Annotated in this window: 18 protein-coding genes and 1 tRNA gene; 11 read left to right on the top strand and 8 right to left on the bottom strand. The window is 67.5% G+C overall.

Features of this window, described 5'->3' with window-relative positions; all coding sequences use genetic code 11:
- The first annotated feature begins 24 nt into the window (after positions 1 to 24).
- The 5 genes from DM480_RS07385 (at position 25) to chrA (ending at position 4,695) form a co-directional block, all read left to right on the top strand.
- Complete coding sequence (locus tag DM480_RS07385) at positions 25 to 1,224, top strand: pyridoxal phosphate-dependent aminotransferase (protein WP_115378258.1); 1,200 nt, start codon at positions 25 to 27, stop codon at positions 1,222 to 1,224.
- A 179-nt stretch (positions 1,225 to 1,403) separates the two neighbouring features.
- The gene (locus DM480_RS18245) at positions 1,404 to 1,580 is read left to right on the top strand and encodes a hypothetical protein (RefSeq protein ID WP_198665918.1); all 177 of its coding nucleotides are present in this window, start codon (positions 1,404 to 1,406) and stop codon (positions 1,578 to 1,580) included.
- Positions 1,581 to 1,635: 55 nt separating this feature from the next.
- Positions 1,636 to 2,289 (top strand): peptide-methionine (S)-S-oxide reductase MsrA, encoded by a 654-nt coding sequence (gene msrA / locus DM480_RS07380; protein WP_115378257.1) that lies wholly within the window; start codon positions 1,636 to 1,638, stop codon positions 2,287 to 2,289.
- A 187-nt stretch (positions 2,290 to 2,476) separates the two neighbouring features.
- Positions 2,477 to 3,310 carry a chromate resistance protein ChrB domain-containing protein gene (locus DM480_RS07375; RefSeq protein ID WP_115378256.1) on the top strand — a complete coding sequence of 278 codons (834 nt, stop codon included), beginning with the start codon at positions 2,477 to 2,479 and terminating at the stop codon, positions 3,308 to 3,310.
- Positions 3,307 to 4,695, top strand: a complete 1,389-nt coding sequence (gene chrA / locus DM480_RS07370) for a chromate efflux transporter (protein ID WP_115378255.1) — start codon at positions 3,307 to 3,309, stop codon at positions 4,693 to 4,695. The genes DM480_RS07375 and chrA overlap by 4 nt, the downstream gene beginning before the upstream one ends.
- A 73-nt stretch (positions 4,696 to 4,768) precedes the next feature.
- Here the strand turns inward: chrA and pdeM are convergent, their stop codons facing one another.
- Positions 4,769 to 5,431: a ligase-associated DNA damage response endonuclease PdeM gene (gene pdeM, locus DM480_RS07365; protein WP_115378254.1), complete on the bottom strand. Its 663-nt coding sequence runs from the start codon at positions 5,429 to 5,431 to the stop codon at positions 4,769 to 4,771.
- Positions 5,432 to 5,570: 139 nt separating this feature from the next.
- On the opposite strand from pdeM, the gene DM480_RS07360 reads away from it, so the two are divergent.
- Positions 5,571 to 7,529, top strand: a complete 1,959-nt coding sequence (locus tag DM480_RS07360; protein WP_115378253.1) for a potassium transporter Kup — start codon at positions 5,571 to 5,573, stop codon at positions 7,527 to 7,529.
- Between the two features lie 159 nt (positions 7,530 to 7,688).
- Here the strand turns inward: DM480_RS07360 and DM480_RS07355 are convergent, their stop codons facing one another.
- The 6 genes from DM480_RS07355 to DM480_RS07330 form a co-directional block, all read right to left on the bottom strand.
- Complete coding sequence (locus tag DM480_RS07355; RefSeq protein ID WP_115378252.1) at positions 7,689 to 9,092, bottom strand: M20/M25/M40 family metallo-hydrolase; 1,404 nt, start codon at positions 9,090 to 9,092, stop codon at positions 7,689 to 7,691.
- Positions 9,093 to 9,271: 179 nt separating this feature from the next.
- A complete protein-coding gene (gene gltB / locus DM480_RS07350) occupies positions 9,272 to 13,798 on the bottom strand; it encodes a glutamate synthase large subunit (RefSeq protein ID WP_115378251.1) in 4,527 nt (1,508 codons plus the stop codon).
- An 11-nt stretch (positions 13,799 to 13,809) separates the two neighbouring features.
- Positions 13,810 to 14,370 (bottom strand): DUF2059 domain-containing protein, encoded by a 561-nt coding sequence (locus tag DM480_RS07345; RefSeq protein WP_157968779.1) that lies wholly within the window; start codon positions 14,368 to 14,370, stop codon positions 13,810 to 13,812.
- Positions 14,367 to 15,797 carry an NAD(P)-dependent oxidoreductase gene (locus DM480_RS07340; protein ID WP_115378249.1) on the bottom strand — a complete coding sequence of 477 codons (1,431 nt, stop codon included), beginning with the start codon at positions 15,795 to 15,797 and terminating at the stop codon, positions 14,367 to 14,369. Before DM480_RS07340 ends, DM480_RS07345 begins: the two co-directional genes overlap by 4 nt.
- Before the next feature lie 152 nt (positions 15,798 to 15,949).
- Positions 15,950 to 16,747 carry an undecaprenyl-diphosphate phosphatase gene (locus DM480_RS07335; protein ID WP_115378248.1) on the bottom strand — a complete coding sequence of 266 codons (798 nt, stop codon included), beginning with the start codon at positions 16,745 to 16,747 and terminating at the stop codon, positions 15,950 to 15,952.
- Positions 16,748 to 16,775: 28 nt separating this feature from the next.
- Positions 16,776 to 17,711 (bottom strand): complex I NDUFA9 subunit family protein, encoded by a 936-nt coding sequence (locus tag DM480_RS07330; protein WP_115378247.1) that lies wholly within the window; start codon positions 17,709 to 17,711, stop codon positions 16,776 to 16,778.
- 107 nt (positions 17,712 to 17,818) lie between these two features.
- Here DM480_RS07330 and DM480_RS07325 point away from each other — a divergent pair.
- The 5 genes from DM480_RS07325 to DM480_RS07310 all read left to right on the top strand — a co-directional run bounded on the left by DM480_RS07325 (position 17,819) and on the right by DM480_RS07310 (position 20,196).
- Positions 17,819 to 17,905: transfer RNA gene (locus tag DM480_RS07325), tRNA-Leu, on the top strand.
- Positions 17,906 to 18,428: 523 nt separating this feature from the next.
- Positions 18,429 to 18,695, top strand: a complete 267-nt coding sequence (locus tag DM480_RS18465) for a hypothetical protein (RefSeq protein ID WP_232834161.1) — start codon at positions 18,429 to 18,431, stop codon at positions 18,693 to 18,695.
- Positions 18,696 to 18,743: 48 nt separating this feature from the next.
- Complete coding sequence (locus DM480_RS18460; RefSeq protein ID WP_232834160.1) at positions 18,744 to 19,178, top strand: hypothetical protein; 435 nt, start codon at positions 18,744 to 18,746, stop codon at positions 19,176 to 19,178.
- Between the two features lie 77 nt (positions 19,179 to 19,255).
- Positions 19,256 to 19,570: a hypothetical protein gene (locus DM480_RS07315; RefSeq protein ID WP_232834159.1), complete on the top strand. Its 315-nt coding sequence runs from the start codon at positions 19,256 to 19,258 to the stop codon at positions 19,568 to 19,570.
- A 143-nt stretch (positions 19,571 to 19,713) separates the two neighbouring features.
- On the top strand, positions 19,714 to 20,196 hold the full coding sequence (locus DM480_RS07310) for a MucR family transcriptional regulator (protein ID WP_115378245.1): 483 nt from the start codon (positions 19,714 to 19,716) through the stop codon (positions 20,194 to 20,196).
- Between the two features lie 123 nt (positions 20,197 to 20,319).
- Here the strand turns inward: DM480_RS07310 and DM480_RS07305 are convergent, their stop codons facing one another.
- Positions 20,320 to 21,225, bottom strand: a complete 906-nt coding sequence (locus tag DM480_RS07305; protein ID WP_115378244.1) for a flagellar motor protein MotB — start codon at positions 21,223 to 21,225, stop codon at positions 20,320 to 20,322.
- Positions 21,226 to 21,240: the final 15 nt, after the last annotated feature.

Genomic DNA, 21,240 nt, shown 5'->3' with positions numbered 1-21,240 from the left:
TCCCGCCCCACGAAAGCCCCTGCCATGAAGCCCTCCGCCGCGCTCGGCCGCATCAGCCCCTCGCCCACGCTCGCGATCACCAGCCGCGTGCTCGAGCTGAAGCGCGCCGGCGTCGACGTGATTGGCCTCGGCGCGGGCGAGCCCGACTTCGACACGCCCGATTTCGTCAAGGAAGCGGCGATCCAGGCGATCCGCGACGGCAAGACCAAATATACCAACGTCGACGGCACGATCGAGCTGAAGCAGGCGATCGTCGCCAAGTTCGCGCGCGACAACAACCTTGCCTACACCACCGACCAGGTGACGGTGAACGTCGGCGGCAAGCATACGCTGTTCAACGCGATCGTCGCGAGCGTGAACCCCGGCGACGAGGTGGTGGTGCCCGCGCCGTATTGGGTGAGCTACCCCGACGTCGTCCAGTTCGCGGGCGGCACGCCGGTGATCGCGGTGGCGGGACCGGAGACCAATTACAAATTGTCGCCCGAGGCGCTGGACGCGGCGATCACCGAACGCACCAAATGGGTGATCCTGAATTCGCCGTCGAACCCGACCGGTGCGGCCTACAGCGTCGACGAGCTGAAGGCGCTGGGCGCGGTGCTGGCGCGGCATCCGCACGTGTGGATCTTCGCCGACGATATGTACGAGCATATCGTCTACGACGGCTTCCGCTTCGCAACGATCGCCGAGGTGTGCCCGGAGCTGTACGAGCGCACGCTGACCGTCAACGGCTGTTCCAAGGCCTATGCGATGACCGGCTGGCGCATCGGCTTCGCGGCGGGGGCGCCCTGGCTGATCAAGGCGATCGCCAAGCTGCAGTCGCAATCGACGAGCAACCCCTGTTCGATCGCGCAGGCCGCCGCGGTCGCCGCGCTGAACGGGCCGCAGGATTTCCTGAAGGAGCGTGCGGCCGCATTCCAGGCGCGCCGCGACCTCGTCGTCGGGATGCTGGGCGAGATCGACGGCATGACATGCCCGACGCCCGAGGGCGCCTTTTATGTCTATCCGTCGTTCGCCCGGCTGATCGGCAAGACGACGCCCAACGGCCGCCGCATCGACACCGACGAGGATTTCGTCGGATACCTGCTCGACGATGCGAAGGTCGCGGCGGTGCAGGGCGCGGCGTTCGGCCTGTCGCCGGCGATGCGGATCAGCTATGCGACGTCGGACGACCTGCTGCGCGCGGCGTGCACGCGCATCCAGGAGGCGTGCGCCGCCCTGCGCTGACGCATCCGCCGACCCGGTTAACCTATATCGACCTGCGATGAACGGAGCGCCCACGCTTCGTTCATCGCTGTGTTTCCATAAACGCGATTGAGATCAACGCGTCGTGCGCCCATGTCGCATGGCGAAAACCGGGTCAGCGACCATGTCGCTTTCGCCGGGAAGGAACGAAGGCAACGATCATGACCAAGACGGCGACCAACACGGCCCGGCACCTGATGAAGTCCGATTTCTTCTGGCGGTTCGTCGGCGGCTTCGCGATCGGCGCGGTCGGCGTCGTCGCGCTGCAGCCGGCGAGCGCCGAGCATCACGACGCGGCCGTGCTGTCGGCGCCGGCCCCCGCGCAAACCGCGCGATAACGCACCCTATGGGCGTGCCTCTGGTAATTCGGCTGCGCGCGCCCAAATCGGCGTCATGCTGAAGACGCTCCTGCCCATCGCCGCCGCGGGCGGCCTGCTCCTCGCCTCGTCGGGCTTCGCGCATGCGGAGCGCGCGGTCCCCATCCCCGCCGCGCGGATCGACGTGCCCGCGACGCCGGGCACGCAGACCGCTGTGCTGGCGGGCGGATGCTTCTGGGGCATGGAGGCGGTGTTCGAGCGGGTGAAGGGCGTGAAGAGCGTCACCGCGGGCTATGCCGGCGGTACGGCGGGCACCGCCACCTATCCGCAGGTATCGACCGAGACGACGCGCCATGCCGAAGCGGTGAAGATCGTCTTCGACCCGCGGCAGGTGAGCTATGCCACATTGCTGCGCGTCTATTTCTCGATCGCGCACGATCCGACGCAGCTCAACCGGCAGGGACCGGACAGCGGCCCGAGCTATCGTTCCGCGATCTTCCCGCAGGATGGCGAACAGGCGAAAGTGGCGCGCGCCTATATCGCGCAGCTCGGCCAGGCGAAGAGCTTCGGCAAGCCGATCGTGACGCGGATCGAGCAGGGCGGCTTCTACCCGGCCGAAGCCTATCACCAGAACTTCTTCGACCGGAACCCGACGCACCCCTATATCGTCGCGTGGGACAAGCCCAAGGTCGCGGCGTTCAAGGCGGGGTTCCCGGCGCTGGCGCGGTAAGGCGCCGTTCCGTCTCCGCCTGAGCGCGGGATCGTACATCGAGAACGGTAATGGCGCCCCGACACGGATTTGTGTTCGGTTGACAACCGCCCGTCGTCATGGCTGACTAGTGGCATGGGGATAGCGATCTCCCCACGAGGCGTCAGCCAGAGCATCGCGTCCAGCACGATTATGCAAGGGACGCATCATGCCTGCGCCAAATACCATCACACCGGACAAGCTCGCCCGCCTGGTCGCATCGGCAGGCGCGCCGCGGATCGTCGACCTGCGCAGCGCCCCGGCAGAATCGATTCCGGGATCGGTCTTTCCGCGCCACCCCGATCCGACGCTTTGGGGCTATGACGCCTGGGACGCCGGGTCGCCGGCCGTCATCGTCGATGGCGGCGGCAGCGGGCCTGCGACCGGCGCGGCGGCGGTCCTGCGCAGCGAGGGCGTGGCGGCCGACGTGCTGGACGGGGGGTTTGCCGCATGGACGGCGAGCGGGTTGCCCACCGTATCGCTGACGCATCTGCCGCCGCGGCACGAGGACGGCCGGACACGGTGGGTGACGCGCGCCCGGCCCAAGGTGGACCGGATCGCCTGCCCCTGGTTGATCCGGCGGTTCGTCGATCCGCAGGCGCGCTTTCTGTTCGTCGCGCCCGGCGAGGTGCTGTCCGTCGCGGCGGAGCAGCGGGCCGAACCCTTCGACGTCGCGGACGAGACTGTGTTCTGGACCCATCGCGGCGAGCGCTGCACCTTCGATGTGATGGTCGACGCCTTCGGCCTGGGCGCCTACGCACCGCTCGTCCGATTGGCCGCGATCGTGCGAGGCGCCGATACCGATCGGCTGGACCTGGCGCCGGAAACGGCCGGACTGCTCGCCATATCCCTCGGCCTGTCGCGGATCCACAGCGACGATCACGCCCAGCTCGACGCCGGCATGGCCGTGTATGACGCGCTGTATCGCTGGTGCCGCGATGCGCAGGGCGAGAAGCACGACTGGTCGTCGCATCGGCCGGCGCGCGGCAAGGTGCCGTCATGACGGCGGACGCGGCGACGCCGACGCGCCCGGCGCCGGTCACGCTGCGTCAGGCCTTCTGGGTGTGGCTGCGCATCGCGATGCTCTCGTTCGGCGGTCCCGCCGGGCAGATTGCGGTGATGCACCGCATCCTGGTCGAGGAGAAACGCTGGATCGGCGAGCAGCGGTTCCTCCACGCGCTCAACTATTGCATGCTGCTGCCCGGCCCGGAGGCGCAGCAGCTCGCCACCTATATCGGCTGGCTGATGCACCGCACGAAGGGCGGCATCGTCGCCGGCGTGCTGTTCATCCTGCCTGGCGCGGCGGCGATCATGGCGCTGAGCTGGGTCTACGTCCTCTACGGCCGGGTCGGTATCGTCGCGGCGCTGTTCTTCGGCCTGAAATGCGCGGTGCTGGCCGTCGTGCTGCAGGCGGTGGTGCGGATCGGGGGCCGGGCGCTCACGACCGTGCCGGCACGGTCGCTGGCCATTGTGGCCTTCGTCCTGATCTTCTTCCTGGGGGCACCCTTTCCGCTGATCGTGCTGGGCGCGGGCGTCATCGGATGGTGGTCCACCCGGCGCGGCGGCACGGCCTTCCGGGGCGGGGGCCATGGCGCGTCCCAAGGCAGGATCGTCGCCGACGCGGACACGCTGCTCGGCGAAGCATTGCCCGCGCATGCGCGGCCGACCTGGCGGGAGACGATCCGCACCGCGCTGGTCTGGCTCGCGCTCTGGCTGGTGCCGGTGGCCGCGTTGCTGATCGTGCGCGGCCCGGAGGATGTGTTCAGCCGCATCGCCACTTTCTTCTCGACGATGGCGATGGTGACGTTCGGGGGCGCCTATGCCGTCCTTGCCTATGTCGCGCAGCAGGCGGTGGGCCATTACGGCTGGCTGGGACCGAAGGAGATGCTGGACGGCCTGGGCATGGCGGAAACGACGCCCGGGCCGCTGATCATGGTCCTGCAATTCGTCGGGTTCCTCGGCGCCTATCGCGATGCCGGCGGGCTGTCGCCGCTGGTGGCCGGCACGCTGGGCGGCCTGCTCGCGACCTGGGTGACGTTCGTGCCGTGTTTCCTGTGGATATTCCTCGGCGCGCCGTTCATCGAACGGCTTCGCGGCAACGCCGCGGTCGCGGGCGCGCTGTCCGCCATCACCGCGGCGGTGGTGGGCGTCGTCCTCAATCTGGCGGTGTGGTTCGCCCTGCACACGCTGTTCCGCGTCACGATGCGGGTATCGGCGGGGCCGCTGCGTTTCGATGCGCCGGTGGTGACCAGCATCGATCCGGCGGCGTTCATCCTGTCGCTCGGCGCGGGCTGCGCGATCTTCCTGCTGCGGGCGGGAGTCATCACGACCTTGCTGACGACGTCGGCCGCGGGTCTTGTGCTTTACGGCGTCGGGATGATCCGATGACGATCGCGCTGCCGCTGCGGGCGGTCGGAACCGCGGCCGCATGATCCATGCGTCACGTCCGAGGATCAAACCCCTAGGCCGCGATCGGGAAGCGGAGCAGGCGGTTGTCGACCGGCACCAGCGCCTCCGCGCCGCGGCCGATCGCGGCGGTGAGCGCGGGGTGATCGACGTCGAGGCCGCCGGTGAGCGCCCCGAAGGCGGGCAGCACGATCTTGCGCGCCGTCGCGACGAAGCAGCGGCGCGCGACCTGACGCCCGCGCAGGCGCAGGCGCAATTTCGGGTGGAAATGGCCCGACAGCTCGGGGCGCGGCTCGTCGGGCGCGGCCTCGTGGCGCAGGATCAGGCCGTCGACCGCGGCCTCCGCGACGACGTCGCCGCCGCAGCGATCGACGAGCAGGGAATCGTGGTTGCCGGTGATCCACGTCCAGCGCAGGCGCGCGGTCAGATCGCGCAGCAGCGCCTGCGCCGAGGCGGGCAGGCGTTCGCAGCCGGCGGAATCGTGGAAGCTGTCGCCCAGGCACCAGAGTTCGGCCGCGCCGGTCGCCGCGACCAGCCGGGAAAGCTCGGTGAGGGTCGCGAGCGAATCATAGGGCGGCAGCATCTGGCCGCGCATCGCGAACCAGCTCGCCTTTTCGAAATGCAGGTCGGCGACGAGCAGCGCGCGGCGCGCGGGCCACCACAAGGCGCCGTCGCCGAGCGCGGCAAGATCGTGGCCACCGAACGAAAAGGGAACCATCCCCGCGCCTTGCCGCCATGACGCCGACAAATCAAGCGGTTGCGGGCGGTGATGCGATAGGGCTTGCCTTGTCATGGATTAGGCGTAAAGCGCGCCGTCCTTCGCAAGGGGCGCTCTTTACAGGGGTAAGTCGCGCGCCATGTCCACGATTGCCGGTCCGTCGACCGCTCATCATTCGATTTCCGAGGCCGCCACACCGCAGACGCATCCCGCGCTCGCCGGATTGATGCTGGGTGCGATCGGCGTCGTGTTCGGCGACATCGGCACCAGCCCGCTCTACGCGTTCCGCGAGGCGCTGGGCCAGACCGCCGCGGACGGTATCGATCCGAGCGAAATCCTTGGCGTGCTCAGTCTCGCGCTGTGGACGCTGACGCTGATCGTCACGATCAAATACGTGCTGTTCCTGATGCGCGCCGACAACCACGGCGAGGGCGGCGTGCTCGCGCTCGCGGCGCTGGCGCGGCGCGCGATCGGCGTACGCTCGCGCATTGCGATCGTGCTGGGCGCGGTCGGCGCGTCCTTATTCTATGGCGATGCGATCATCACGCCGTCGCTGTCCGTCCTGTCGGCGATGGAGGGGCTGCGCACGATCCCGAGCGCCGCGAAGACATTCGACGAGGGCACGATCCGCGCGCTGACGATCGTCATCCTGATCGCGCTATTTTTCATCCAGTCGCGCGGCACCGCGATCGTCGCCAAATTGTTCGGCCCGATCTGCGTCGTCTGGTTCCTCGTCATCGGGGGCCTTGGCATCTGGCATATCGCCGACGAGCTTTCGATCTTTCGCGTACTCTTCCCGAGCTACGGCATCCATTTTCTCGCGACGCACGGCACGATCGGATTGTTCGTGCTGGGCGCGGTGTTCCTGACCGTGACGGGTGCGGAGGCGCTGACCGCGGACATGGGGCATTTCGGCAAGCGGCCGATCCGGCTCGCCTGGCTGTTCCTCGTCTTCCCCGCGCTGATGCTCAATTACCTGGGCCAGGGGGCGTTCGCGCTGTCGAAGCTGGAGGCGGCCCAGGCATCGGGCGCGCCCTTCGCCAACCAGGACTGGTTCTATCTGATGGCGCCCGAAAGCGTGCGCGGGCCGCTCGTCATCCTCGCCGGGCTCGCCACCGTCATCGCCAGCCAGGCGGTGATCACCGGCGCCTTCTCGCTGACGCAGCAGGCGGTCCAGCTGGGCCTGTTGCCGCGCATGCGGCTGCGCCAGACGTCGGCGGATTTCGCAGGGCAAATCTATCTGCCCGCGATCAACTGGATGCTGCTCGCAGGCGTGCTGGTGCTGATCGTCCAGTTCAAGACGTCGTCGGCGATGGCCGCCGCTTATGGCATCGCGGTGACGGGCACGATGGTGGTGACGACCTTGCTCGGCTACCTCGTCGCGCGGCACGTCTGGGGATGGCGGCGGCCGCTGGCGCTCGCCGCGATCCTGCCGTTCCTGCTGCTCGACACGATCTTTTTCGGCGCCAACATCCTGCGCGTGATCGAGGGCGGCTGGGTGCCGCTGGTGATCGCGGGCGGCATCGGCTTCCTCATCTATACCTGGGTCCGCGGCAAGGGCATCGTGCGCGCGTTCGAGGCGCGGCAGAGCATTCCGCTCGCCGACCTTGCCGCCGCGCTGGCGAAACGGCCGCCCGAACGCGTGCCGGGGACCGCAGTGTTCCTGACCGGCAATCCGGACGCGGCGCCGGGCGCGCTGCTCCACAACCTCAAGCACAACAAGGTGCTGCACGCGCGCAACCTGATTGTCAGCATCCGCACCGCGGACCGGCCGGTGGTGCCGCCCGAGCGGCGCGCGAAGGTGGAGCGGCTGGACGACAATTTCGAGGTCGTCGTGCTGACCTATGGCTTCATGGAAAGCCCAGACGTGCCCACGGACCTGGGCGTCGGCGCGCGCACCGAGGTGCAGGGGCTGGACGCGATGAAGACCAGCTTCTTCATCGGCCGCAACACGCTGAAGCCCGAAGCGGATCAGGGCATGCCCTTGTGGCAGGACCGCGTGTTCATGTTCCTGCAGAGGAACGCGAGCGACCCGACCGAATTCCTGCGCATCCCGCCGGGCAAGGTGCTGGAACTGGGCGAGCAAGTGACGGTGTAGGACCCGGGCGGGCCCGTGACTATCGAACCTCGGCTACCATTCTAGCGCGTCACCCCGGGCCTGACCCGGGGTCCCGCTTTCAATTCAGCGTCCGAGAAGAAGTGGGACCCCGGCTCTGCGGCCGGGGTGACCAGGTAAGGGCGCGAGGACGATCGCCCCTTACCCCGCGTAGGTCTTGACCAGGTCGTAGAGATAGTCGCGGCCCTCGTAGAGCGACGTGACGCCGATCCGCTCGTTGAGGCCGTGGATGCCGCCGCCGTCCTTTTCGATGAACATGCCGGGCACGCCATAGACGGGGATGCCGATCGCCTCGAGGAAGATGCCGTCGGTCGCGCCGGTCGACATCAGCGGCACGACCGGCGTGCCGGGGAAATATTTCGCCGCGAGGCGGGTCGCGGGGCCCACGATCTTTGGATCGAGCGTCGGCGGAATCGCGGTGGGACGGACGGGCTGGTTGGCGGTGACCTTCACCTTCGCGCCTGCCAGTTTCTGCAGCTGCGCGAGCGTTCCGTCGACGGTTTCGCCTGGGAAGATGCGGCAGTTGATGTTGGCGGTGGCGCGCTGCGGCAGCGCGTTTTCGGCATGGCCGGCATTGAGCAGCGTCGCGACGCAGGTGGTGCGCAGCGTCGAATGGAACGTCTTGTCGCGGCTGACGATCGCGTCCGCCGCGGTGTCGTTCGGGTTGGCGAGCAGGCGGGTGATCGCCTGCCCCATGTCGCCGCCCGCCTGTTTCGCCGCGGCGGTGAAGAAGGCGCGCGTCGTGTCGGTGAAGCGGATCGGGAATTCATAGCCCTGCACCGCCTTCACCGCATCGGCGAGTTCGTAGATCGCATTGTCGGGCACCGGCTGCGAACTGTGGCCGCCGGGGTTGGTGGCGAGGAAGGTGTAGTTCTGCGCGGCCTTTTCGCCGACCTGGATCGCCAGCACCTCGCGCTTGCCATCCGCGGTCAGGCGGCCGCCGCCGCCCTCGTTGAGCGCGAATTCCGCCGCGATCAGGTCGGGTTTGTTCTTCGCCAGCCATTCCGCGCCGTTGAACGCGAACGTCGTCTCCTCGCCGCAGGTCAGCGCGAGCTTGATCGTGCGGCGCGGCGGCTTGCCGGCCTGTTTCAGGCGGATCATCGTGTCCGCCCAGACCGCGCTCATCGCCTTGTCGTCGACCGTGCCGCGGCCGTAATAATAGCCGCCTTCCTCGATCAGCTTGAACGGATCGCGTACCCAATCCTCGCGCTTCGCCGCGACGACGTCGATATGGCCGAGCAGCAGCATCGGTTTGGCGGCGGGATCCGACCCCTTGAGGATGGCGACGAGGCCACCGTCCTGCGGGTGATCGGGCGTCGAGAAGAGCGTGACGTCGCCGTCGGCATAGCCGGCCGCCTTCAGCCGGGTCGCGATCTGCGTCGCCGCCTGCGTACAGCTGCCGACGCCGACGACGGTGTTGGTTTCGACGAGCTGTTTGTAGAGATCGAAGAAAGCCCGCTGGTCGGGGCGCGTCTGCGCGGGTGCGGCGGTGGCCGTGGCAAGAGCGATCGCCGCGGTGGCGAGGCCGGTGATGGTGCGCGTCATGAATGCCCCTTCTCGGTCGTTTGACGCGGAAGTAGAGCGCGGATGGCGATGGCGGGCAATAGGGCAAGAGCCACGCACATCGTTCTCGTCACCCCGGGCTCGACCCGGGGTCCCGCTTTTCGGAAGCCTCAACACAGAAGCGGGACCCCGGCTCCTCGGCCGGGATGACGAGGGCGGGCCTATTCGGCCGCGACCGCATCCGGCGTATCGTCGAGGGCGTGCGTCTGGCGCGAGAGCATCTCCTTCGGCACCACCTGCCAGAACCTGCCGACCGTCTCGTCCCAGTCGGCGAGCAGCCCCTTCGACCAGCGGCTGTCGGTCGCTGTCGCGTGGCGTTCGACGAGGCTGCGCAGCACGCCTTCCCAATGCGCCGACGCCAGCCGTTGCCAGACGATGTTTTCCGGATTGGCGCGGCGTTCGAAGCTGTCGTCGGCATCATAGACGAAGGCCATGCCGCCGGTCATCCCCGCGCCGAAGTTCGCGCCGACCTGGCCGAGCACGACCGCAACGCCGCCGGTCATATATTCGCAGCCGTTGGCGCCGCAGCCTTCGACCACCACGGTCGCGCCCGAGTTGCGCACCGCGAATCGCTCGCCCGCCTGCCCCGCGGCGAGCAGCGTGCCGCTGGTCGCACCATAGAGCACGGTGTTGCCGATGATCGTATTGTCCTGGCTGGCGAGCGGCGAGGAGACGGCGGGGCGCACGATGATCGTGCCGCCCGACAGACCCTTGCCGACGTAATCGTTGGCATCGCCGAACACCTCGAGCGTGATGCCCTTGCACAGGAACGCGCCGAGCGACTGGCCGGCGCTCCCTCGCAGACGGACGGTGACGTGACCGTCGGCGAGCTTTGCCATGCCGAATTTGCGCGTGATCTCGCTCGACAGGCGCGTGCCGACCGCGCGGTGCGTATTGCGCACAGAATAGGTCAGCTGCATCTTTTCGCCGCGCGCGAAGACTGGCGCGGCATCCTTGATGATCTGCGCATCGAGGCTGTCGGGCACATCGTTGCGGAAGGTCGAGAGCGAGAAGCGCCGTTCCGCGTCGGTCGCATCGACCTTGGCGAGGATCGGGTTCAGATCGAGATCGTCGAGATGCTCGGCGCCGCGGCTGACCTGGCGGAGCAATTCGGTGCGGCCGATCACCTCGTCGAGGCTGCGGCAGCCGAGGCGGGCGAGGATGTCGCGCACCTCCTCGGCAATGAAGGTCATCAGGTTGATGACCTTTTCGGGCGTGCCGGTGAATTTGGCGCGCAGGCGTTCATCCTGCACGCAGACGCCGACCGGGCAAGTGTTCGAATGGCACTGGCGCACCATGATGCAGCCCATCGCGACGAGGCTGAGCGTACCGATGCCGAATTCCTCCGCGCCGAGGATCGCGGCGATGACGATGTCGCGGCCCGTCTTCAGCCCGCCGTCGGCGCGCAGCCGCACCCGGCCGCGCAAGCCGTTGAGGGTGAGCACCTGGTTGACCTCGCTGAGGCCCATTTCCCACGGCGTGCCGGCATATTTGATGCTGGTCTGCGGGGATGCGCCGGTGCCGCCGACATGGCCGGAGACGAGGATGACGTCGGCATGCGCCTTGGCGACGCCCGCCGCGACGGTGCCGATGCCCGCCGAGCTGACCAGCTTCACGCCGACGCGCGCGCGCGGATTGATCTGCTTCAGGTCGTAGATCAGCTGCGCCAAGTCTTCGATCGAATAGATGTCGTGGTGCGGCGGCGGCGAGATCAGCGTCACGCCCGGCGTCGCATGGCGCAGCCTGGCGATGAATTCGGTGACCTTGAAACCCGGCAGCTGGCCGCCCTCGCCGGGCTTGGCGCCCTGCGCGACCTTGATCTCTATCTCCTCGCACGCGCCGAGATATTCCGCCGTCACGCCGAACCGGCCCGAGGCGACCTGCTTGATCGTCGAATTGGCGTTGTCGCCATTGTCATAAGGCGTGAAGCGGCCGACGTCCTCGCCGCCCTCGCCCGACACCGCTTTCGCACCGATGCGGTTCATCGCGATCGCCAGCGTCTCGTGTGCCTCAGGCGACAGCGCGCCGAGCGACATGCCGGGCGTCACGAAGCGCTTGCGGATCTCGGTAATCGCCTCGACCTGGTCGACGGGCACGCCCTCTGCCGGGAAGTTGAACTGGAGCAGATCGCGCAGATAGACGGGCGGCAGATCGGCGACGCCGCGGCTGAATTGCAGATAGCTGGTGTAGCTGTCGGTCGCGACCGCGGTCTGCAGCAGGTGCATCAGCTGCGCCGAATAAGCGTGCGTCTCGCCGGTGTGGCGCTGGCGGTAGAAGCCGCCGATCGGCAGCTTGGCGACGGCGTCGTCCCACGCCTGTTCGTGGCGGACGATCGCGCTGTAATGGAGCGAGTTGTAGCCCTCGCCGGAAATCTTGGCGGGCATGCCGGGGAACAGGTCGTTGACCAGGCTGCGGCTCAAACCGACCGCCTCGAAATTATAGCCGCCGCGATAGCTGGAGATCACCGCGATCCCCATCTTCGACATGATCTTGAGCAGCCCTTCCTCGATCGCGACGCGATGACGCGCGAGGCAGGCGTCGAGGCCCAAGTCGCCGAACAGGCCGCGCGCCTGGCGATCGACGATCGCGGCCTCCGCCAGATAGGCGTTCACCGTCGTCGCGCCGACGCCGATCAGCACCGCATAATAATGCGTGTCGAGACATTCCGCCGACCGCACATTGATCGACGCGTAGGAGCGCAGGCCCTTGCGGACGAGATGCGTGTGCACCGCCGCGACCGCGAGCACTCCGGCGATCGCGACGCGCCCTTCGGACACATGCTCGTCGGTCAGGAACAGCTCGCTCTTCCCCTGGCGCACCGCCTGTTCCGCCTCGTTGCGGATGCGCTGGATCGCGGCGCGCAGCTTTTCCGGGCCGCCGTCGGCGTCGAAGGTGCAGTCGATCTCGCTCGCGCTCGACCCGAAATGCGCGCGCAGCCGCGCCCAGTCGTGGCCGGTCAGCACGGGCGAATCGAGCACGAGCACGCGGTCGCGCTGATCCTCGGTATCGAGGATGTTGGCGAGATTGCCGAACCGCGTCTTCAGCGACATCACATAGCGCTCGCGAAGCGAGTCGATCGGCGGGTTGGTCACCTGGCTGAAATTCTGGCGGAAGAACTGGCTGATCAGCCGCGGCTTGTCCGAAATCACCGCGAGCGGCGTGTCGTCGCCCATCGAGCCGACGGCTTCCTTGCCGCCCTCGACCATCGGCGACAGGATCAGTTCCATATCCTCCAGCGTCAGGCCGGCGGCGACCTGGCGGCGGGTCAGATCGGCGCGGTCGTAGCGGACGGTGGCGTCGGCGACCTCGGGCAGGTCGCGCATCGCGTGGAATTCGCCGATCATCGCGGCATAATCATGCTCGGCGGCGATCCGGTCCTTGACCGCGCGGTCGTTCAGCACGCGGCCCTCGTCGAGGTCGACCGCGATCATCTGCCCCGGCCCCAGCCGCCCCTTGGCGACGACGGTCGATTCGGGGACGACGACCATGCCGCTTTCCGATCCGACGATGAGCAGCCCGTCGGCGGTCTGCGTGTAGCGCAGCGGGCGCAGCGCGTTGCGGTCGACGCCGCCGACCGCCCAGCGCCCGTCGGTCATCGCCAGCGCGGCGGGGCCGTCCCACGGCTCCATCACCGAGGCGAGGTAATTGTACATCGCGGCGTGCGGCGCGGGCAGGTCGGCGGACATCGCCTCTGGCACCAGCATGATCTTCGCGGTCGGCGCGTCGCGCCCCGAACGGCAGATCGTCTCGAACACCGCGTCGAGCGCCGCGGTGTCGGACGCGCCGGCGGGGATCACCGGCTTGATATCCTCCGAATTGTCGCCGAACGCGGTCGCCGCCATCCGGATCTCGTGGCTGAGCATCCAGTTCTTGTTGCCGCGGATCGTGTTGATCTCGCCATTGTGCGCGAGGCAGCGGAACGGCTGCGCCAGCCACCATTGCGGAAAGGTGTTGGTCGAATAACGCTGGTGGAAGATCGCGACGCGGCTTTCGAACCGCTGGTCCTGCAGGTCGGGGTAGAAGACCGACAGGCTCTCCGCGAGGAACAGCCCCTTGTAGACGATCGAGCGGCACGACAGGCTGCAGACGTAGAAGCCCTGGATCTGCGCGGCGATGACGCGCTTTTCGATGCGGCGGCGCACGAGGTAGAGCGTCTTTTCGAACTCCGCCGCGCTGACCTCGTCCGGCATGGGGCCGGCGATCATGATCTGTTCGATCTCCGGCCGGGTCGCCTGCGCCTTCAGGCCGATGACCGAGACGTCGACGGGCACCTGGCGCCAGCCATAGATGGTGTAGCCCGCCTCGATAATGACGCTTTCGACGATCGTACGGCAGCTTTCCTGCGCGCCGAGGTCGGTGCGCGGCAGGAAGATCATGCCGACCGCGAGCCGGTTTGGCAGCACCTTGTGGCCCGAGGCGACGACCGCATCGTCGAAGAAGCGGTGCGGCAGGTCGATGTGCAGGCCCGCGCCGTCGCCCGTCTTGCCGTCGGCGTCGACCGCGCCGCGGTGCCACACCGCCTTCAGCGCGTCGATCGCCGACTGCACCACGCGGCGCGAGGCGCGCCCGTCGGTCGCCGCGACGAGACCGACGCCGCACGCATCGCCTTCGTAATCGGGGCGGTACATGCCGTGGTCGGCGAGATGCTGGCGCTGGCCGGCGGCGGGATCGGTGATCGGGTCGGTCATCGACGGAGTTCCTACTTGCCTTGCGGCGCGTCGAGCGCGGTCACGCGCTGGAGGATCTTGGGAAAGGCGGCCATGCCGACCTCGCGGCCGATCGCGCGGCCCTGTTCGGACAGGACGCGCTGGATCGCGGGCTGCGCGTCGATCAGCTTGGCGCCGGTGGGCGAGCGGTAGAAGGCGAGGATCGTCTGCAGCTCCGCCTCGCTGAAGGTGCGGACATATTCCTCGGCCAGGCCCGCGGCGATATCGTCGTAGCGGCCGCGGAAACCCGCGATGATCTCCTGCCCGACGATCCCCGACACCTGTTCACGGCCCGCAGGCGTCGCGATCCGCGCCTTGAGCGCGGGCGGCGCGTCCTTCGCCTGCTGCATCGCGTTGAGGATGTTCGCCGAGACGAGCGGCGTCAGCTGCGCGAACATCGTGTCGAGCGAGCGGTCGACGTGCATCGCGGCGACGATCGCGCGGGCGGTGGCGATGGTGCCGGGCGCGGCAGCCTGTGCGGGGGCAGCCTGCACCGGCGCGGTGGCGGTTACGCTCGCGGCGGCGAGCGCGAGGGCGGCGGCACGGCGCATCATGCCGCGACCCTTTCGGCTTTCGCCTTCGCCTTCAGCCATTTGTGCATCGCGCTCGCGACGTCGCGGCCATCGCGGATCGCCCAGACGACCAGGCTGGCGCCGCGCACGATGTCGCCCGCGGCGAACACGCCGTCGAGGCTGGTCATCAGCGTCCTGCCGTCGACGAGCACGGTGCCCCAGCGCGACACGCCGAGCTCCGGCGCGCCGAACAGCGTCGGCAGGTCCTCGGCGTCGAAGCCCAAAGCCTTGATGACGAGATCGGCGTGGAGCGTGAAATCGCCCGCCGGGTCCGCCTCCGGCGCGCGGCGGCCGCTGGCGTCGGGGGCGCCGAGCCGCATGCGGCGTGCGCGCACCGTGCCGTCCGCGTCGAACGCGGCGGGGGCGGAGAGCCAGACGAATTCCGCGCCCTCTTCCTCCGCATTGGCGACCTCGCGCTGGCTGCCGGGCATGTTGGCGCGGTCGCGGCGGTAGAGGCACTTCACCGACGCTGCGCCCTGGCGGATCGCGGTGCGTACGCAATCCATCGCGGTATCGCCGCCGCCGATGACGACGACATGCTTGCCCGCGGCGTCGAGCGCGCCGGTGTCGAAGGCGGGGACGGCATCGCCGAACCCCTTGCGATTGGACGCGATCAGATAGTCGAGCGCGGCGACGACGCGGTCGTCCGCTTCGCCGAGATCGACATTGCGCGCGCGATAGACGCCGGTCGCGATCAGCACCGCATCGTGGCGGGTGCGCAGGTCGTCGAGGCTCGCCTGCTCGCCGACCGAGAAGCCGTCGTGAAAGACGATGCCGCCCGCCTTCAGCCGGTCGACGCGGCGCATGACGACGGGCTTTTCCAGCTTGAAGCCGGGAATGCCATAGGTCAGCAGCCCGCCCGCGCGATCGTGCCGGTCGTAAACGTGCACCTCATAGCCGTGGCCGCGCAGATATTCGGCGGCGGTGAGGCCCGCCGGCCCCGCGCCGATCACCGCCACCGATGCCCCACGCGCGGGACCGGGGACGAGCGGTTCGACCCAGCCTTCTTCCCAGGCGGTGTCGGTGATGAACTTTTCCACCGAGCCGATCGTCACCGCGCCGTGGCCGGAGAATTCGATGACGCAATTGCCCTCGCACAACCGGTCCTGCGGACAGATGCGGCCGCAGATCTCCGGCATCGTCGAGGTGGCGTTCGACAGCTCATACGCCTCGCGGAGCCGCCCCTCCGCAGTCAGGCGCAGCCAGTCGGGGATATGATTGTGCAGCGGGCAGTGCACCGAACAATAAGGCACGCCGCATTGCGAGCAACGGCCCGCCTGTTCCTCGGCGGCGGGCGGGGCGTAACGGGCCGCGATTTCGCGGAAATCGTCCGCGCGCGCATCGGCATCGCGCTTGGCGGGATAGGATTGTTCCCGCCCGACGAATTTCAGCATCGATTCGTGCGCCATAAAGCCTCCTGATCGTCGCGCTACGCACGATCAGGAGGCTTGTCACGCACAAAATGCCCGATACGACACTAATAGTGACCTTGTTTCAGGTCGATAAGTGGAGAGTTCGTGCTGAACAACGCCGCCGGTGTAAATAAAGGTATTTATCGGGCCTATCGCAGCTGCAAGGCGATCAGCGCGACCGCGCCGACGACGATGCGATACCAGGCGAAGGGTGCGAAGCCATGTTTGGTGATGACCGCCATGAACCAGCGGATCACCAGCATCGCGACGATGAACGACACGACGAAGCCGACGGCGATCGCCAGCCATTCGCCCTGTGCCAGCGTCGCGCCCGACTTGAGCAGGTCGTAGCCGCTCGCGGCGAGCATCGTCGGGATGGCGAGGAAGAAGGAGAATTCGGCCGCCGCCTGGCGATCGACGCCGAGCGTCAGCGCGCCCATGATCGTCGCGCCCGAGCGGCTGACGCCGGGGATCATCGCAAGGCATTGCATAAAGCCGATGCCGAGCGCGGTGGTCGCGGGCATGGTCTCGACCGATTCGACACGCGCGCGCTTCGCCATCCGCTCGATCGCGAGGATCGCGATGCCGCCGACGATCAGCGCGATCGCGACGACGGTCGGCTTTTCGAGCAGCGCCTTCACCGCCTTGTAGACGACGAAGCCGATCGCCATCGCGGGCAGGAAGCCGAGCACGATGTTGCGCACGAAGGCGATCGAGCGGCGCTCGCCGCCGAACAGCCCGACCGCGACGCCCCAGAAGCGGCGCCAGTAGAGGACGATGACCGCGAGGATCGCGCCGAGCTGGATGACGATGTCGAACGTCGCGGTGCCCTGGTCCTGCACGCCGAGCAGCGTGCCCGCGAGGATGAGGTGGCCGGTCGAGGAGACGGGCAGGAACTCCGTGACCCCCTCGACGATGCCGAGGAGGATGGCGGTGATGAGGTCCATGATGGGGTCCTAGCTGGAAGCGTGCGCGTCAGGCGGGGTGGTAGAGCGTTTCGGCGCGGCGGCCGAAGCGGCCCTGGCGGCGGAAGCGGACGAGCCAGTCGGGGGCGACCGCGGCGACCGGCGTCGCCTCGATCCCCAGCGCCGCAAGACCGTCGGCACCGGCGGCGGCGACATTGTCGCGTTGCAGCATCTGCCACTGGTCGGTGGTGATCGGCGCGAGCGGCAGGCGGGCGAGCAGCGCGCCGGCCATATCGGGCAGTTCGACGATCGACGGATTGCGGCCCAGCGTCTTGGCGAGCCAGCGCACGATCTCGCCCATGCTCATCACGTCCGGGCCGCCGAGTTCGAAGGTGCGCCCCGCGTACTCGGGCGCGAGCGCCGCGGCGAAGGCGTCGCCGACGTCGCCAGCGAAGACCGGCTGGAACTTCACCGGTGCGCGCAGCACGGGCACGACGGGGAGTTTGGCGACCATGTCGGCGAAGCGGTTGAGGAACTGGTCCTCGCGCCCGAAGACGATCGACGGACGGATGACGACCGCATCCGGGAAGGCGGCGCGCACCGCCTGCTCGCCGCGGCCCTTGGTGCTGCCGTAAGCGGAAGCCGCCGCCGGATCGGCGCCGATCGCGGACATGTGGATGAGCGCCTGCGCGCCCGCGCCGGCCGCGGCCTCCGCGACGGTGCGCGCACCGGTGACGTGGATCGCCTCGAACGCCCCCTCGAGCACCCCGACGAGGTTGATGACCGCATCCGACCCCGCGACCGCGCGGTGCACCGTGTCGGCGCGCGTCACGTCCGCGGCGACGAACTGGATCTGGCCGAGGCCGCCTTGCGTCTTCAGGAACCAGGCGCGGCGCGGATCGCGCTCCGCGACACGGACGCGCGCGCCGGCGCGCAGCAGCGCGCGCACCACATAGCGGCCGACGAACCCGCCGCCACCGAACACCGTAACCAGTTTGTCGTTCATGATCGGGCCTTTTCGCCGGACAGGAAAATCGCTGCGCCGCCCTTGCCGTGCGAAAGGCGTGTTGACAAGGCGCACACGCCCCCCCTAAAGGCCGCCGCCTACCCCGTGCCCAGATGGCGGAATTGGTAGACGCACCAGCTTCAGGTGCTGGCGATCGCAAGGTCGTGGAGGTTCGAGTCCTCTTCTGGGCACCATTTTCAAAAAATTCGAGACCGCAGAGCGCAGGGCGGGGTCACCTTATGGCAACCCGAAAGCGCGCGCGCGCGTGTGTCGATTTCGGCTTGACTTGTTGGAGAATGTTGCTCTTATGTTCTGGCTGCAGCGGAGCGGGGCAGCATTACGAACATTGACTTAGAGGAACAACGGCTGGCGTTCGGGCGCTGGCTGAGGACAGGGCGTCTTCCGACGGTTCGGCTGGCTGACGGAACCGAACTCAAGTTCAATCCCTACCACGATGCCCGCAAGGGTCGGTTCACCTTCGCCCCCGGCGGAGCGTCGCGTACTAGCCGTACTTCGACAGGATATGTGAATGTCCGCCCGCAGAACTCGGATGCGCTGGATGCCGCAGTGAGGATTGGTGGGCAGACGGCAATCCGTCGGGCCTCTACCCCTCCAAAACCGTCGGCAATCGGACAATCTATCGAAGCGCAACTTGCGGCGCCTTCGCAGAGATCGGTCGTTGGGCGAGGCGGGAATGCCCGAGCATTCGAGGATCCCATGACCCTGGAACAGTCGTTCCCAGGACTTGGCAACTCGCCTGGCGGCGCGGTGGTCGCAGTAGCTGACACTCTTTTCGATTTCCACGGCCCCGCAGATGCAATGACCGCGGAGGTGCTGGAGAAGCAGATGCGGCATCTTTCAGCTCAGATCAAGACGATCGATCCTGCCTGGCGGTACGACGAGATCGTGCCGACGGACGCGCTTGGTAATCGGACCGAAACGATACAGGGCCTGGCAACGAAGGTGAATGATCTGCGCTTCTAGCGCGCTGTGGTCACTGCTCGCATGAGAGGCGATTACGGGCCGCTTCAGGTGGAGACGATCCGCTTTGCTCAGCGGAACGTCGACTTAGCCTATGATCAAGGGCTGGTATTGCTTAAGGCGGGTAGGCTGACGCCGAGGCTCTCCGATCAGGAAGCCTTGGGAAATTACGTTGATCGGCAGGTTCGCCGCAGTCTTCGTGAGCGCTATAACCAGTCGGGCATTGACTCAGCCGGCGCGGGGCCGGGGCGGGTCAATCGGAGGGAGAACAACAGTTCGGGCGGCGATCTCACTTACCGCCGTCCCGATGCGCGAGTCAAAGATGTGGCGACCGACGTAACCCTGACCCGCAAGACGCTGAGCACACCGCAAGTTCGAGGATTCTTCGACGCCGATTTCCGTCCAAGCCGAGTGGTCATTATTCGCCCGCGCCAGCTCGGAACCGATCACACCTACGCCATTCCTCGTCCGGAGACGAAACGATGAGCAGACCGAACCCCTACTTCAATCCAAAGCCTTACATCCCTTGCTCGCTAAGTGAGATCTACGATCTGCTAGGATCGATGATCCTATTCGCTCCGACGTTCGTGGACTCCCTTGGCGACTTCCCCGATCGCAAGATCGACAGCGAGTTCCACACGCTCACCAGTGGGTTCGAGGTCGTGCGCAAGAAGCTGGGCGAGGAGCGCTATGCGTCGCTTATGGACCTAGCCGTACGCGCCCAGGAGTTATTCGCGGCCGACCAGGACGACGCGAACGGGAAGACGGACCAGGGTCGTGCGTTGCTGTTCGAGATGGAGGACGTGCTGAAGGACGTCCGCAACCAACGCGTCCGACAGAAGCTGCCGGACCATGAGGGCGAGGTTACCGGCGACTGATTGCGATTTCCGACTGATCTGAGTGCCCGGCTTTGCCTTCTTCTGGGCACCATTTTCCATGAAATCGATCAGTCGAGCCATAGTTATCGCTTGACGCGACCACTTGGCCGCGTACGGCTGCTCTTTGGTCAAAGGAGCAAACGATGACTGACGAAACCACCGGCCTGAACGCCGTAGAGCTAGCAACCGAGCTGACGATTGCTTGGCTCGGCAATCCCAACACTCGCACCAGCGCCGACGAGGTCCCCGCGTTCCTCGGCAAGATGCACGATACCGTGCGCGGTCTGCTTGGCGCGACCGAGCCCACCGCCGACACACCTGTCGCGACCGAATATACGCCCGCGGTGTCGGTGCGCAAATCCTTGGCGTCCAAGGATTACATCATCTCGATGATCGACGGTAAGCCGTACAAGACCTTGCGCCGCCACCTCGCGACGCACGGCCTGTCGCCCGAAGAGTATCGCGAGCGTTATGGCCTGAAGTCGGATTATCCGATGGTGTCCGAAAACTATTCGGAAAGCCGCCGCGCGATGGCGAAGAAGATCGGCCTGGGCCGCAAGCCCGGCGAGCGTCCCGGCGAAGGCGCCGCGCGCCGCGGCCGCAAGGCGGCCGACGCCGAAGCGTAACGCGACGTCGAAGGCTAAGGCGACGTCGTCGAGGAGACGAAATAGGGGGCCCCTTCCACCAGGAAGAGGCCCCCTTTTTCGTAGCCCGCAGCGTCGCATCCGCGACGCGCCGCGCCGCGCGCGTCACTGGCCGAACGCGCCCTTACGATACAGCAGCGTGATCGCGACGCGGCGGTTGCGCGCGTCATAGGGATCGTTGGCGATGATCGGTTCGCGGTCCGCGACGCCTTCGATCCGTTCGAACCGTTGTTCGGGAATACCGCCCAGCGCCAGCCGGCGGCGCGTCGCCTCCGCCCGCCCTGACGAGAGCATCCAGTTGTTCATCGCGCGCGGGTCGCCATACGGCACGCTGTCGGTATGGCCGCGGATCATGATCGTATTGGGCGTTCCCGCGATCGACCTGGCGATCATGCCGATCAGGTCCGATGCCTTGGCGTCGAGCATCGTCGTGCCCATCGCGAACATCGAATAATCGGCATCGTCGACGAGATCGATGCGCAACCCGTCCTGCGTCGGCACGAAGCGGATGTGGCTGGCAAGCTGCGCCAGGCTCTGCGAGCCTTTCAGCGCCGCCTCGATCTGGCGCTTGATCGCCTCGAACGCCTTCTGGTCCTCTGCCCGGGCGTTGGGGTTGCGCAGCGAGCCCTTGTCGCCGGTGCCGCTGCGCTCGCCACCCGCATTGGCGATCGGCACGCCGATCGACGCGATCGGCGCCGCCGCCGCCTTCGGCCCCAGCTTGTTGTTGCTGAGGATCGATTCGCCGCCCAGCACGCCGCTGCCGCCGAGGCCGAGCACCTTCTTGTCGATGATCGTCGGCGCGAAATAGTCGGCGATGCCCTTACGCTGCTTCTCCGTCGTCGCACCGAGCAGCCAGAGCAGCAGGAAGAACGCCATCATCGCGGTCACGAAATCGGCATAGGCAACCTTCCACGCGCCGCCGTGATGGCCGCCGCCACCCTCGCCGACGATCTTCTTGACGATGATGACCTTGGGCGGCTGGTTGTTGCCGTGCGGGGCTGCGCGGGCCATTTATGCGGCTCCCTC

This window comes from Sphingomonas sp. FARSPH, from assembly GCF_003355005.1.
Classification (GTDB): domain Bacteria; phylum Pseudomonadota; class Alphaproteobacteria; order Sphingomonadales; family Sphingomonadaceae; genus Sphingomonas.
Note: the sequence above shows the minus strand (reverse complement) of the source record. Positions and strands in the feature narration are given on the sequence as shown.